The 14,876-nt window shown below is 39.3% G+C and carries 14 protein-coding genes; 3 read left to right on the forward strand and 11 right to left on the reverse strand.

What is annotated here, in order from left to right:
• Positions 1 to 59: 59 nt before the first annotated feature.
• Together BrL25_RS23240 and BrL25_RS23245 are read right to left on the reverse strand one after the other, a co-directional pair.
• A complete protein-coding gene (locus BrL25_RS23240; RefSeq protein WP_026315000.1) occupies positions 60 to 1,040 on the reverse strand; it encodes a S66 family peptidase in 981 nt (326 codons plus the stop codon).
• A gap of 67 nt (positions 1,041 to 1,107) precedes the next feature.
• Positions 1,108 to 2,448 (reverse strand): globin-coupled sensor protein, encoded by a 1,341-nt coding sequence (locus BrL25_RS23245; RefSeq protein ID WP_018669903.1) that lies wholly within the window; start codon positions 2,446 to 2,448, stop codon positions 1,108 to 1,110.
• Positions 2,449 to 2,907: 459 nt separating this feature from the next.
• On the opposite strand from BrL25_RS23245, the gene BrL25_RS23250 reads away from it, so the two are divergent.
• Positions 2,908 to 3,528: a pyridoxamine 5'-phosphate oxidase family protein gene (locus tag BrL25_RS23250; protein WP_018669902.1), complete on the forward strand. Its 621-nt coding sequence runs from the start codon at positions 2,908 to 2,910 to the stop codon at positions 3,526 to 3,528.
• 167 nt (positions 3,529 to 3,695) lie between these two features.
• Here BrL25_RS23250 and BrL25_RS23255 read toward each other — a convergent pair whose 3' ends face one another.
• From BrL25_RS23255 to BrL25_RS23280, 6 genes are all read right to left on the reverse strand, one after another.
• Positions 3,696 to 3,926: a hypothetical protein gene (locus BrL25_RS23255; RefSeq protein ID WP_018669901.1), complete on the reverse strand. Its 231-nt coding sequence runs from the start codon at positions 3,924 to 3,926 to the stop codon at positions 3,696 to 3,698.
• Between the two features lie 220 nt (positions 3,927 to 4,146).
• Positions 4,147 to 5,202 (reverse strand): sporulation integral membrane protein YtvI, encoded by a 1,056-nt coding sequence (ytvI, locus tag BrL25_RS23260; protein ID WP_018669900.1) that lies wholly within the window; start codon positions 5,200 to 5,202, stop codon positions 4,147 to 4,149.
• Between the two features lie 235 nt (positions 5,203 to 5,437).
• Positions 5,438 to 5,767 (reverse strand): antibiotic biosynthesis monooxygenase family protein, encoded by a 330-nt coding sequence (locus BrL25_RS23265; protein WP_018669899.1) that lies wholly within the window; start codon positions 5,765 to 5,767, stop codon positions 5,438 to 5,440.
• A gap of 408 nt (positions 5,768 to 6,175) precedes the next feature.
• The gene (locus BrL25_RS23270; protein ID WP_018669898.1) at positions 6,176 to 7,558 is read right to left on the reverse strand and encodes a glycine--tRNA ligase; all 1,383 of its coding nucleotides are present in this window, start codon (positions 7,556 to 7,558) and stop codon (positions 6,176 to 6,178) included.
• Positions 7,559 to 7,938: 380 nt separating this feature from the next.
• Positions 7,939 to 9,267: a hemolysin family protein gene (locus BrL25_RS23275; RefSeq protein ID WP_026314999.1), complete on the reverse strand. Its 1,329-nt coding sequence runs from the start codon at positions 9,265 to 9,267 to the stop codon at positions 7,939 to 7,941.
• Between the two features lie 59 nt (positions 9,268 to 9,326).
• A complete protein-coding gene (locus tag BrL25_RS23280) occupies positions 9,327 to 9,725 on the reverse strand; it encodes a MerR family transcriptional regulator (protein ID WP_236847739.1) in 399 nt (132 codons plus the stop codon).
• Positions 9,726 to 10,040: 315 nt separating this feature from the next.
• Between BrL25_RS23280 and BrL25_RS23285 the strand changes: the two genes are divergently transcribed.
• Positions 10,041 to 10,922, forward strand: a complete 882-nt coding sequence (locus BrL25_RS23285) for a YitT family protein (protein ID WP_018669895.1) — start codon at positions 10,041 to 10,043, stop codon at positions 10,920 to 10,922.
• Between the two features lie 111 nt (positions 10,923 to 11,033).
• Here the strand turns inward: BrL25_RS23285 and BrL25_RS23290 are convergent, their stop codons facing one another.
• Positions 11,034 to 12,302 (reverse strand): APC family permease, encoded by a 1,269-nt coding sequence (locus tag BrL25_RS23290; protein WP_018669894.1) that lies wholly within the window; start codon positions 12,300 to 12,302, stop codon positions 11,034 to 11,036.
• 108 nt (positions 12,303 to 12,410) lie between these two features.
• On the opposite strand from BrL25_RS23290, the gene BrL25_RS23295 reads away from it, so the two are divergent.
• Positions 12,411 to 13,292 (forward strand): LysR family transcriptional regulator, encoded by an 882-nt coding sequence (locus tag BrL25_RS23295; RefSeq protein ID WP_018669893.1) that lies wholly within the window; start codon positions 12,411 to 12,413, stop codon positions 13,290 to 13,292.
• A 114-nt stretch (positions 13,293 to 13,406) separates the two neighbouring features.
• Here the strand turns inward: BrL25_RS23295 and BrL25_RS23300 are convergent, their stop codons facing one another.
• Positions 13,407 to 13,640, reverse strand: a complete 234-nt coding sequence (locus tag BrL25_RS23300; protein ID WP_018669892.1) for a hypothetical protein — start codon at positions 13,638 to 13,640, stop codon at positions 13,407 to 13,409.
• A 112-nt stretch (positions 13,641 to 13,752) separates the two neighbouring features.
• The gene (locus tag BrL25_RS23305; RefSeq protein WP_018669891.1) at positions 13,753 to 14,616 is read right to left on the reverse strand and encodes a M15 family metallopeptidase; all 864 of its coding nucleotides are present in this window, start codon (positions 14,614 to 14,616) and stop codon (positions 13,753 to 13,755) included.
• Positions 14,617 to 14,876: the final 260 nt, after the last annotated feature.

The raw sequence follows: 14,876 nt of genomic DNA on the forward strand, positions 1-14,876 counted from the left end.
TTTGGCAAGTTAGCAATGACGTTTGACATTGTATAACTTGCCATTTACGTTTTAAGTACTTAATGTCTTAAAATGCGAAGCTCGGTTCCTTGTTCGTTGGCCACGAATTCCGCCATTCCCCCTATTGGAAATGGAAAACAAGGTGTGGTATGCCCGAAGTCTAAACCAGCAATCACAGGGATATTTTGTAGTTCACGTTTCGTCAGAATCATCTCTTTTAACACATTAGGGGAAATGTTTGATTGTTTTTGAAAGCGACCAAAGCAGATCCCTTTCACTTGCCCTCGGTATATAAGAGTGTGGAGTAACGATTGTAAATTACGATCAAATTCTTCAGCAAAACTAAGGTAGTCATCCTCTAGGAACAAAATGGCATCGTTCAAATCTGGCATAAATGGGGTTCCCTGTAATAAATTTAACGTACATAAATTTCCACCTAATATTTTACCTCTAGCTTCTCCTGGTTGGATCATGTACACTCCCTCATTTGGTATAAATTCACGATTTTCTTGATCAGCATACCAAGCATCGTCACTCCAAGTCTCTGAGGATTGTATGATCATCTCTTTATTTTCCATGAAACATTTCTGGAAGTATTCGACCGTGTATTCCAGACCTTTCTTCATACCCAACGTAGAAAAATGAGGACCTGAATAAGTGACAAGCCCTGTTCTTACATAAATAGCATTCTGTAGAGCTGTAATATCAGAGTATCCAGATAATAATTTAGGGTTGTTTCTAATCAACTCATAATTCAGATAAGGTAGCAGTTGATTAACATTAAAACCCCCAATAGTTGTCAAAATACCTTTCACCTCGGGATCAGTAAACGCCTCATGGATATCTGCTACCCTTGACTCAATCCTTGATGATGAGAAATGATCCATCTCCTCTGCATGTCTTGAAAACGTAACGCGTAACCCCAGCTTACCTAACACATATAGTGCTTGTTCACGTATCTCCTTCGCAATAATCCCTAAACTACGGGAAGGAGATATGACACGAATCATATCCCCCTTTTGTAATTTCTCGGGAAAAATAACCTCCATATGACAATTCCCCTTTTCTTTTAAGCGTTTCTAATTAGCTACCCTTCGTGAGTTTACCTTACCTGTTGCCTTGTTGTTCTAGTTCATCTTGTAACTGATTTAATGATTGGGCTGATTCAGAAACCTTATAGGTTGAATTCCCAATCATCTCGACATCTTCAATAAATTGTGCCATTTTGGTAGTGGCTCGGTCAATCTCGGTTATGCTTGTTTGCATGGAAATTACGATTTGATTGAGTGCTACTTCTGTTTGATCTGACTCTTCTTGTCCCTTGTTTACTAGGAGTTGAATGTGGCGGATGGAGGAAACGACTTCTTGCATAAATTGACTCGATTGGGCAATAAGGGAAGAAACATCTTGAACGGATTGTCTAGTTTGTTCGGACAGCTTACGTACTTCTTGAGAGACGACGGAAAATCCACGTCCATGCTCTCCAGCTCTAGCAGCTTCAATAGCGGAATTAAGCGCAAGGAGATTCGTCTGTTCTGCAATTTGTTGTACAAGATTTACAATTTTTTGAATCTCATTTGAAGAGTGACTCAGCTTTTCAATCAACCCTTCCATATCATTCATACCATTACTAATATCTCGAATACGTGACTCCAGTTCTTTCATTCGTTGCTGTCCTTCACTCGCTAACTGAAGGGTCTCTTTGGATTTGTCCGCACTATGCTGGACAGCAATATTCATATCTTGACCGCTAGAAATCAACTGTTCCACCGAAGAAGTGGTTTGCTGGCTTAATGATGCAAGCATAAAGCTAATATCCGCCATTTTCGTTTGGATTTGCTCACGTCCTCGATATTCTTGCTCACGTCGCATATTTTCTTTCTCATAAGATTCAAGTACTACTTGTTGTTCAAAGTTAAACATTTTAGAAACAACAATGCTTGCTTCTAATAATTGCTTCGAATCTAGAATTTGATCAAAAATAATTCTCAATACATGCTCCTGAACATTTTGAAATGCTGCGATATACCATTTCGGCTCCAATCCAATGCGTACATGAACCTCTGCTACTTTAAAGCGTTTTCGTAAAAATCCGTCGTTTATATGTCCATCAAACATATCCATCAGATGTAACTCTAGACTCTTTGCCAGTCGCTCTACTGTACTGTGCTTGGTCAAAATTTGTTTTAGGTGAGGGACACTAAGAATTGTTTTGTAAAAGGTTTTGGCAATATCATGAATATGCGTCGCTATAATTGGCTGTAATGCTTTAGCTATTTTTAAATCCTCTTGACTCAGACGAATCATTTTCATTTGGGTTTCAATTTCTGAATGCTTTATATTCATGCTGACTTGGCTACTTGCAATCTGTTCTTTAAACATTTTTGTTTGCGAAGATTCTTCTGACTTTGTTCGAAACCAACTCGAAAATAAAAAGCTTTTTCCCATATTTTTCTATCAACTTTGTTAATATATTTTGGATAAATAAATCAAATATTCACAAGCCATCACAATTATACAAACCTTATACATCATTGTAAATCATTGACCTGATACTATTCGTTAAAAGCATGTGAATTATTTTGATAGAAAATGTTTATTGTTTTTTCAAATAAAAAATCCCTATAGTTTCCTATAGAAGTTTTATGTTATGAAAGGTGTATATTCTATTTTATACCATTATAGCCAGTAGGAATTCCTACCATTTCCGCCACTTGGCTAATGGAATACACAGTTACTCACTCTCTTTCTCTAGTAGCTTTACTGCTACATGCTGTTTTCATCTTGTCCAAGAAAAAAAGGTAACCAAACAAAATATTCAAAATATGATATGATGAACTCTGTCCTGTATTTTATAGAACATTACAATAATATAACATATCTTTTTATGAAAGGTAGTTGGATTAGATGAAGCCCTTTCAACACACTATCCAATCTGAAGAAGAACTGCTTACACTGACTGGTACACCAAGCCCTCTAGCCAGTAACAAGGTTATTCCATTCTTAGATGCGCATTGTCGCTCCTTCTTAGCGAAGGCACCTTTTTTAGTCTTATCTACAAGCAACAAAGAAGGCCTTTGTGACGCATCTCCTCGTGGAGACCAACCGGGATTTGTTCATGTACTAGATGACCATCATCTTCTCATACCTGAACGCCCTGGTAACCGTCGAGTCGACTCTCTACGAAATATTATATCCAATCCATATGTAGGTTTACTTTTCATCATTCCAGGACTTGAAGAGACATTACGTATTAACGGAAAAGCACGGGTCATTGCAGATCAAGAGCTTCTCGAACCAATGCAAGTGCAAGGCCGCGTGCCTCAGCTGGGAATTGCTGTAGAAGTGAACGAATGTTTTGTACATTGCGCTAAAGCCTTTAAACGTTCTGGCCTCTGGCAACCAACTAGCTGGCTCCCAAAGGAAAGCCTTCCCAAGCCAGCAGTAATGTTGGCCGAGCATGCTAAATTTTCCGCGGAGGATGTAGCAAACCTATTACATGATAGCTACACCAAGCGTTTATATTAAATCATGATTTCAGGTAAAAAGAGCCCTAGTTCTTTCTAAAATCCTTTCATAATGTAATAGGGCTGCCGGAATTGTATCCGACAGCCCTATGGGAGGCTTACTTTTTCACTTTTCTGTAATACATTGTCCAATTCACATGCACTTTCGGTATTCCAATGTCCCTGCTACTATTGCTTCTGTTTTTTCTTAGCTTTCATTTGCAATTTTTGTGTAACATCTTTATAGGTGGCATCATCCATTTTTTTCAATAATTTATGATGTTCACTTACGTCTTGGATACTTGCCTCAACGGTTTGTGTGCGAAGATCTTTCCGTACCAAAACCGTAGAGAACCAGAAGCCGATCATAGCCATCGATAATAAAACAGGTCCAGTAAAATATGAAATTTCATAAGACATGCTCTTCTCTCCTTCCATGGTTTTGTAATCTCTTCCTCGCTGTTTTTTATTCTACTAGAAAAATAAAGAAATAATATGGAAAACTAATAGAAAAATCATCACAATTTCATTATATTCTGCTGTACGTATAAAGTTCTTCTAATACCTAGTAAGCAGCTATTCTTTACTCGAAAAAAGGTAGCTCACCCAGTTACATTATTTTGTTTACTGGTTAACTCAGCTATAGCTTAAAATCTATTTGGAGCAAACCAGACTCTCTCATTGCCTTATAAGTGATCACTAATAAAGGACCTACGAGTAAACCCACCCCACCAAATAGCTGAATACCAATAAATAGAGAGGCTAAGGTAGCAATAGGAGACAAGCCCATATGTTTGCCCATCACTTTAGGTTCGACTGTTCGTCGGATAATTAACAGGACGATCCCTAGAAGTAACAGCTTGGTTCCCATGACAGAATCACCGGTAACATAATGGAAAATCGACCATGGCGCCATAATCACAATAGAACCTATTATCGGAATTACGTCAATAATCCAGATGACAAGCGCCATAAACAACGCTATTTTTGGCTGAATAATGAGCAATCCAGCCAACGTAACAGCAAAAATAACTAAGCTTACCAAGAATTGTGCTTTAAAAAAGCCAGTAAAAAATGACGCTATTTTATGAAAAATAAATTTGACCCTTTGTTCGGTTTGCTCCGTTAATTTTGCATAAAACGAAGCTTTGAGCTTATCTAAATCAGCCATGATAAAGAATAGGGCGATTAAATAAACAAGAAAATTAACGAAAAAAGCAGGTACTTTTGTTACAATATATTTAATTGTATCTGCATTAACATAGGATAACAGCCCTGATTTTATTGTCCCTACTAATACACTAATCTGTTTGGTGACCTCTTCAACTAATGCATTTGGTAGACCTACGGAAAAAGCGCAAATTTGATCCAGCACCTCTTGCCAAAGCGAGGAACCCAGATCAATATAATGCGGAATATTCTCAACTACCTGCAAGAATTGTGTGGTCGCTTTTGTTATCATAAGGTATCCACTTAAAGCGATAACTAGAACAAAGAAAAAAAATACAATCAACACAGAGGGATTCCGCCTCAGCTTGAATCGCTCTTGCATAAGACCAACCAAGGGTTCTAATACGATCGCCGTCAGCAAGGCAAGTAACAAAGGAGTGGACACTGGAATAATAAAAAGAAGGAAAAGAACAGTAAGTAAGATGCTCCCCCATTTTATTATTCTCTTTTTATTTATGAAGTTCATAGGTAGTATGAAAGGCTCCTCTCTTCTCTCTATTCCCATTTTAACAATAGGAAATCTATCCTTTTATCTACTTGTATGGTAACATACCTGCTTATAAGTTTATAGAGCTATACCTTAAGACACGCTTAATTTATGCTAAAATTTTCCTTAAATAATACGTTTAGATCTGTTTTAGGAGGAAGAACAACATGAAAAAAGACGCTATACCAGCGTCATTTTTACAGCATTTCTCTCATTATGACTGTACGATAGCAGATTTACTAGACTTTACATCATACACGCCATGGGTTGAACTTACGATATGATCTGGCTTTGGTTTGCCACGGCTTTGTCGGTGACCTTCCAGATGCGCTTCACTTGTCTCCCATCTTTTCCAGGCTTCTTCTGATTCCCAACGAATTAACACAATGACTTCTTCATCATGGCCTTTACGAGTGCGTTTTACTAACACGCTCAAATCGATAAAGCCCTCAATCTTCTCAATGTCGCCTTCACCAGTAAAATGCTTAACGACCAAGTCTGAGGTACCTTCTTTTACGATAATCGTTTTTGTTTGGATGAACATGAACTTACACTCCCTTTATATGTATCGTTCGTAACAACCATTACTTGCTATTCAGTATCATTCTTTCTTCATTTTAGTTGATAAAGATTATCATAGTCAATTGTTGAATCATGCAAATTGTAAATCAAGCATATATGGTCCAGATTCTTACCGAACCATATATGCTACACGTACACAAGCTAACGTTTACCAATTACGTTTTTTAGATACTTCCGATGCTCTAGTAAAGCTTGATACTGGTTCTCTCTGAAACATTCCTCCCGACAAAAAAACCGTCCTCTCCAAGCTGGATAAAGAACGGCTTTTTGTAACACCAAAATATTTGATGAAAGAATTATTATATTTACGAAATAGGATCAAACCAGTAAGGCAATTTATCGTGCTATGCTTGTAGCAAATTGTACATGCTTAAAAAGAAATTTTAGCTTCAATGAAGGCTTTCAAATCTGCAATCGCTACACGTGTTTGTTCCATTGTATCACGATCACGTACCGTTACCATGCCATCCTGCTCGGACTCAAAATCGTACGTAATGCAAAGCGGTGTTCCGATCTCATCATGACGGCGATAACGTTTACCAATAGAACCGGATTCATCATAATCTACCACAAAATCCTTGGACAAGTCCGCAAACACTTTCATAGCTGATTCAGACAGCTTTTTGGATAATGGGAAAATAGCTGCTTTATAAGGTGCTAGCGCTGGGTGGAAACGTAAAACGGTACGGCTATCTCCACCTTCAAGCTCCTGCTCCTCATACGCATCGATCAAGAATGATAGCGTTACACGATCTGCACCAAGAGATGGCTCGATGCAATAAGGTACATAACGTTCATTTGTCTCAGGATCAAGGTAGGAGAAATCTTCCCCAGAATGCTCCATATGCTGCTTCAGATCGAAATCCGTGCGGTTTGCAATACCCCAAAGCTCTCCCCAACCAAACGGGAATTTATATTCAATATCGCTAGTGCCTTTGCTGTAATGGGATAATTCATCGTCATTATGATCACGAAGGCGAACGTTCTCTTCTTTTACTCCCAATGTCAACAACCATTGGAAGCAGTAGTTGCGCCAGAACTCGAACCATTTCATATCCTCGCCAGGTTGGCAGAAGAATTCAAGCTCCATCTGTTCGAATTCACGTGTACGGAACGTAAAGTTACCTGGTGTGATCTCATTACGGAAGCTTTTGCCGATCTGTCCAATACCAAATGGCATCTTCTTACGCATAGTACGTTGGACATTTTTAAAGTTTACAAAGATACCTTGTGCCGTTTCTGGACGTAGAAAGATTTCATTCGTACTAGATTCCGTTACACCTTGGAATGTTTTAAACATCAGGTTGAACTGACGGATATCTGTGAAATCCTGGCTACCACAATCTGGGCACACAATGCTGTGTTCTGAAATAAGCTCTTGCATTTTTTCAAAAGGTAGACCATCAACAACTAGCTCGATGTTCTTTTCTGCGAGTTTATCTTCAATCAGTTTATCTGCTCGATGACGTGCCTTACATTTTTTACAATCGATCATTGGGTCGTTGAAATTGCCCACATGACCAGATGCAACCCATGTTTTCGGATTCATCAGGATCGCCGCGTCAATTCCAACATTGTACGGAGATTCTTGAATGAATTTTTTCCACCAAGCCTTTTTAATGTTGTTCTTTAACTCGATACCAAGCGGACCGTAATCCCACGTATTAGCAAGACCCCCATAAATTTCAGATCCTGGAAATACAAATCCTCTGTGTTTGGCAAGAGCGACGATTTTGTCCATGGTTACACTCATTCTCTAAAACTCCTTTTTATCCAAATAAGTATTGAAAAGCTCTCGCCCCTTTCTAAAAAGTACGGGATGAGAGCTTATGCTTCACTTAACAGTCAACAGCGTAATCATGCCGTTTACCAATGTGTATGTATGACCTGCTCGCTTTGCGCTTACCCTGTAAGATAAAGCACCAGTAGTTTAGCCTACATAAACTCTTAGGTATTGTAAACCATGTATTACATGTTACATGGTTTACGCCCAAAATTCAATTGAGAGTTAACAGAATCCCTGATAATCTTTGTCCATATTTTTAGGATAATGATTAGAAGGCATTTCCGAATAAGCTAATCCAGAAATGCCTTCTAGCATCTTATACTTTACTCGTTGTGATTACATGTGAATTATTGCTTATCAACCGATGCTTCTGTTTCTGGCTGATCAACAGGCTTAATCTCCACACGTTTAATGTGATTAACATCCTTTTCTAAAATACGGAACTCGTAGCCCTCGTATATAATCGGGGCATTTTTTCGCAAATCAGGATTTTGCATAAGCATCCAGCCTGCGATGGTATCTACATCTTCATCATCCATATACAGATCAAACATCTCATTTACTTCGCTGATCAGCACTTTCCCATCAATAATTTTATGATTTATCCCTATTTCTTGAATGCGAGGGCGTTCATCTTCGTCATATTCATCACGGACTTCACCGATTATTTCTTCAATGATATCTTCCAAAGTGACCAATCCAGCAGTGCCCCCATATTCATCATACAAAATAGCCATTTGAATACGTTTTTTTTGCATTTGCACTAAGAGGTCATGGATGGCCATAGTCTCTATTACTTTTAGGACAGGACGAGTAAACTCTTTCAAACTCGTAATCTGTAGCTCACTCTCACCCAAGCTATGAATGAAGAAGTCTTTAACGTTTACAATCCCGACTACATCATCCTTATCCTCGCCAAAAACAGGGTAACGAGTATATTGTTCAGATTTTAAAGTTTTGATATGTTCTTTTATCGGGTCATCCAGATAGAGACCTACCATTTCTGTGCGCGGTACCATGATTTCTTTCGCAATCCGGTTATCGAATTCAAATATATTATTTACATATTTAAATTCGGTTTGATTGATTTCACCGCTATGGTAACTTTCTGATAAGATCAGTCGTAGCTCTTCTTCTGTGTGAGCCATTTCATGTTCAGAGGCTGGTTTTAAACCAAATACCCCGGTAAGAAAGCGCGCGGAACCATTCAAAGCCCAGATGAATGGATACATCACTTTATAAAAATAAATTAATGGTTTTGAAAATAACAGAGTTACTCGCTCTGCTTTTTGAATAGCAAAAGTCTTAGGAGCTAATTCCCCTACTACCACATGCAAATATGTCATGGTTCCAAACGCAATAATAAAAGAAAGGGTATTGGCTACTCCTCCCGAAATATTCATTCTTTCGAAAAGGGGCTGCAACATATGATGTACAGTAGGTTCACCTAGCCATCCCAAACCCATTGCTGTAATCGTTATTCCCAACTGGCATGCGGACAAATACTCATCCAAGTTGGTAATTACCTTCTTTGCTGCTAATGCACCTGGTTTCTTTTCCGCAACCAATTGATCAATGCGACTCGTACGAATCTTGACTATCGCAAATTCTACCGCCACGAAAAATCCAGTAAAGGCAATCAAAATGAATACCATGACTAAATTAAATATCTCCAACCAGTTACCTTAATCCATCGCTGAATTAAGGTGTTCACCTCCATCGAGTCGTTCTCTCTCTAATTTTTTTCCTGCTTGTAAGGCAAAAGTAGTAACAAAGAGTGTAAAAGCGTGGTTCCTTGTACCGACAGTTTTTGTCGAATCTCATGTTGCTCCTCTTCCGACAGAGAATTAATCTGGCTTGTCAGCAAGCTCATCTCTTGTTCGAGCTGTTGCATACGTTGATTAACATCTCTTGTCAATCCCAGCAGTTGTTCTGCATTGGGTGCTTCCCGTTTATTCTTTACCAATTCCTTTATTTTACAGAGCGGCATGTGTAATGACTTACATTGCTCAATCATCTGCAAAATTTCTAAATCATACTCATCATAATAACGATAATTGGAAGAAGACCGCTTCGGTTGCAAGAGACCTAAATTGGTGTAGTAATCCACAGTTCGCTTTGAAATGTTTGCCAAAACAGCCAATTCTCCTATACGATACACTGCCCCATCACTTTCCCCCCTTTCTGCTACTAATGATGTCATATCAATAAGCATACAGTCAAACGTGATGGTTGTCGAATTTGGAGAAAAAGGAGCATTTTTAGCCTATATGCTAACTTTACCAACCTGACAGACATTGTTGCTCTCTGTCACGCTGGCTCTCGTATAAAAATTCATATCATTGCCTTTTTCAAACTCTTAATTGTTATTGAATCTTTGCATAGCTTTAGGTAAAATCATACGAGTATTACAAACTAGAAAAAATAATGGAGAACGAGACGAAACGACATGAGTACTGCTGACATTCCTGAGAAAACAATACGCTTTTTTTACCATCCAGTTTGTTGTGTTTGTCGTGATCTACTAGGCATTCTAATCGGTTGCGCAGTGTTTGCCTTTGGAGCTAATACGCTAATTGCCGCCCATCAGCTTTTACCCGGTGGTTTAACCGGAATCTGTACCCTTCTTTATCGACTCACAGGGATGAGTGTTGGTACTTTATATTTTGTACTAAACATTCCTTTATTGATTCTCGGTTATCTTAAAATTGGCAAGAAATTTATTTGCTATACCATTTACGCAGTTGTTTGTATCTCAATCTTTCTCAATGTGATTCCACAAAAGCAATTATGGACCCACAATATCTTATTGGGTGCTGTTTTTGGTGGGTTAATTGCTAGTATGGGAACAGGCTTTATACTACGCGTGGGTGGCTCAACTGGTGGAACAGACATCTTAGGCAGAATCGCTGTTAAGTATTTTCAAATTCCGATGGGCGTTTTTGGACTGTGTATTAATGCCCTAATCGTGATAGCGTCGTCCTATTTTGGTAATCCAGAGCTAGGGATGTATACAATCATCTCTATGTACATTGGAGCTCGTACAGTTGATTTGGTTCTGAATCATATCGATCGGATTACAGTTACTATTATTTCCAAAAAAGGGGATGAGGTAGCCGAAGCGATCACAAAATCAGTAGTTCGACGCGGCGTGACCATTTGGAATGCGAGTGGTGCCTATACACATCAAGACAAACAGGTACTAATGTGCGTTATTGTAAAACACCAATGGTCGGAAACCAAAAAGATAGTACTTGCTACTGATCCAGAAGCTTTTATTACTGTGGCACCAATTAAACGTATTGTAGGTAACTTTAAAGAGACCTGGTAACACCCTTCTCTTCATAAGATCTATAGGTACATACTATAGCAGACCCACGAAACACTGACATTCGTGGGTCTTTTTGTTTGCAAAGGGAGTTCCTTTTTCAGATCCTGCATCCTATATAGGTTTACACTTCTTTTTATCAAATATAAGTACCAGTAGAAAAATACATATGGGGTACAACCCACCCCAACCAAGGAAAGGATATAAACACAGGGTGACCACAAGAGAAATCCATGCAGAGATATACCCCCATTTATTTTCACGCAAAAGCTTGATTCCGGCAAGACACCCGCCTAGATATGTAGCCATAAAAGTAGCATTTGGTACCTGAATCAGCTTCTCTAGTGAGATAGCTCCACTTGCAAGTAACAGTAACGTTAGTACAAAACCACCACTAAGAAAAAGAAGTCCTCCCAAAGGAGTTTGTGTTCTTGAATGTAAGGTACCCATCCAGGCAGGAGCATTTTTTTCTTTCGCTAACGAAAAAGCAATTCGCGCGGCTGCATTTACGTAAGCATTTGCAGTAGCTAGACAGATAAACAGAGCCGTAATAGCAACCACCCAGCCCCCCGCTTGACCAAAAGTTAGCTGTACCATCGTACTAAGTGAAGCTTTGGTACTTCCACCATAGCTAGAGGTAGCAATCGTCATGATCGCTACACCTACATATAGAAGGGCTACTAGACCTGAACTAATCATGACTCCTTTAATGGCATTTTTCTTTGGATCAACGAACTCCTCTGACAAGTGAGTTACTGCCTCCCAGCCAATAAAACACCAGAACAATAAGCTAGCAGATTGAAAAATCGAAAGCCAACCATGTGGAACAAATGGTGTAAAGGCCTCTAGCTTTGCATGTGGTACGGCAGAAGCAATGGCCAATACCAAAATGGCCAAAATAAAGGAAACCACAATCGTCTGCAAGCGCCCTGTCACCTGCATTCCCAAAAAGCTCATGCCCACAACAACTGCAATTATCATGGCCGCCATTAGATACACACTGCTATGCTCCCAGCCTAACAGTGTGGTTACATAGGTAGCACCTGTTACTGCCAGGATCGGTGCACCAATGGGAACTGACAATAAAAAGAACCAACCAACTAAATTTCCAAAACGATTACCATAAACGAGTCTGACAAAATGGGAAACACCCCCCGCGCTGGGATGAATTGCAGATAAGAGTCCCATTGTAATCGCCATCGGTATCATTACAAATGACATGGTAATCCAAGACAATAAAGACGCAGGTCCAGCCATTTCAGCAGCTATTCCGGGAATTAACAAAATTCCTGATCCAAGTACTGCTCCTATGTATAAAGCTACAATTTGAGGCAGGGTCAACGTTTTCTTTAAGGTTTGAGCTGCTACACTTTGCGTTGTCATAATAGTCCTCCTAGAATAAGTTGACCTCACTTTACCATATACTTTCCCATCGGTGTTATCTATAATATTTGATAAATTCAATCGATAATTTTGATAGGAAGGGAAAACATGGACATATATTATCTTCGAACCTTTCGCGAAGTGGCAAGACAGCAAAGCTTTACACGAGCCGCAGAAATACTAGGCTACGCCCAATCAAGTGTAACAACTCAAATCCAGCGTCTGGAAGAAGAATTTCAGACCAGTTTATTTGAACGCTATGGTCGGAAAATTAGATTAACCGATAGTGGTGAAGAGTTGTTGCATTATTCTTCACAGATTTTGGCTCTTTTAGATGAGGTGAAAGAAAATCTATCCGAGCAAACTCAGTTAACTGGCTTGCTTACTATAGGTACAGTAGAATCATTAGCAGCATTTTACTTACCTCCTCATCTACAAGCACTTCGCCGGAAACATCCACGTATCAAGCTTTTTCTACAACCGGGAATTTGTCGTGATTTAGTCCAAGGTGTTAAAAATGGCACCTTTGATATTGCAATCATCATGGACAGACAACACAATGATCCTGATTTGATTTGTCATGTACTAACAGAGGAGCAGCTTGTCTTAATTGGCAATCCGGATCATCCATTAGCTTCCCTCGAACAAATGAGCGTTCATGATCTCGAAGGCGAAACTATGATTGTGACCGAAGAAGGCTGTAGTTACCGTGATATGTTAGAAAGAGTAATTCAACAGAACGGGGTTAAAACTGAGCTTTCGTACGAATTTGGCAGTTTAGAGGCTATCAAGCAATGTGTTTCGTATGGTTTAGGGGTCTCGATATTGCCAAAACTTGCCGTTATTGAGGAGGTAAGACAGGGAAAGCTCGCCATTCTTCCTTTTACACATCCAGATATCCGGGTATTCCGTCAAATTGTATATCATCGTAAAAAGCGAGTTTCTAAAGCTTTCCAGCATTTTTTAGATTTATTAGAAGAAAAAAAATAACCACTGTCGTTACTTGCCTTCTGAGAACAAGAACAAATACTTTATCTTCAATCAAAAAAAGGAGTGTGTGCCTTCTCTAAGCACACACTCCTTTTTGGTTCCTTTGAATACAAATCACCTATTATTCGATTGTATGTCTCCGTGGACAGATTTTTTTCTGGAAGCATTTTTTGGTTTTTTTATCTTCTTTTGTATTTCTGAATGTGTTTTCTCAGGTGTTTGTATGGTCACAACTTCTTTGCTTTTGGTTTGCATACTACTTGTCATCTCTTCTGCCCAAACTGGACTTATTGACAGCATGCTCGCTGTTAAAAAGCTAGCTGTGAGCGATTGTAATTTCATACTCATGTAACCCACTCCTTACGTAGAGGAAAATCCCCTATCTACTAAGACGATTTACAATCCAAAAGGGTCACATCTTTACCAACGAAATTCAAAAAAATTATTCCATGGAAGAGTTTTATGCTGTAGGAGCATTTGAATATTCTTCAAGTGTTATACCCTTATCATGAATCTCATTAGCTGCTTCTTTACCAACATAACGCAGATGCCATGGTTCATATTGATAGCCCGTAATGGCTTCTTTCCCTTTTGGATAGCGAATAATAAATCCATATTCGTGCGCATGATCAGCTAACCAAACAGCTTCAGGAGTACCATCAAAACAGTCCTCTGCTGCACATTTCCCTGTACTTCCCGAAACATCAATGGCAAGTCCTGTTTCATGCTCGCTGTGTCCTGGTTCTGCGCTGTACTTTTTGGCCGCTTCCTCTCCATCTTTTTTCACATAACGATTAAATAAATTTGTTTGTGTAGTATGAGAACGATAAGCGGATACCCCCGCCAACATTATGCCTTCCTGCTTAGCGCCAGCAAACATTTGTTGTAGAGCATCTGCTGCTTCTTTACGCATCATACGCTTTTCAATTTTTTCTTTAAACAAAAAAGGAACATCTGGATAGACAAGATCCTGAGGTTTATAGCTATCAGGTAACTTATACTGTTTATTAACAAGTACCTCTATGCTCTCTGGAGTCACTGCTTGTAATTTACTTCCCGACTTGTCTGTTGTGCCGTCCGTCGAGGTAGCCGGTGCTGAAGTATTTCCTGAAGATGCACCTGTAGGCTCATTTCCGGTACGTTCCTTACTGTCTGTTACTGGCTCTGTTGGTTGACCAGATTGCGTCCCCTTAGTCTCAGTGGTTTGAGCATTCTCTGAGCCTGTAGATGGCGTCTTATTCGATGTTTCCTGACACCCAGCAACCAATGAAGCAGATAGTGCGATAAGTATAGCTGTAGCTGAAATAGTGCGCACGCTTTTCATAATTTCCTTTTTTCCTCCTCTTTCCAATCACAAGGTCTGTTCAACTGCTTCATGCGGAAAAAATTTGTACAACGTAAGTGACGATCCTAATAAGGAAAGGGTTTCCTTATTACTTAAAAAAGGCGATTGAATTGAACACGCTGACCAACCTGATCAACATACTATAAAAGCACCTACAGGAACGTGGGGGAACAGCAAAACCCGCCGGGTATAGTTTCCGGCGGGAAATAACATATCATACAGTTATCATAAGAAAAATC

The sequence above is a fragment of the Brevibacillus laterosporus DSM 25 genome (assembly GCF_002706795.1).
Taxonomy (GTDB): Bacteria; Bacillota; Bacilli; order Brevibacillales; family Brevibacillaceae; genus Brevibacillus_B; species Brevibacillus_B laterosporus.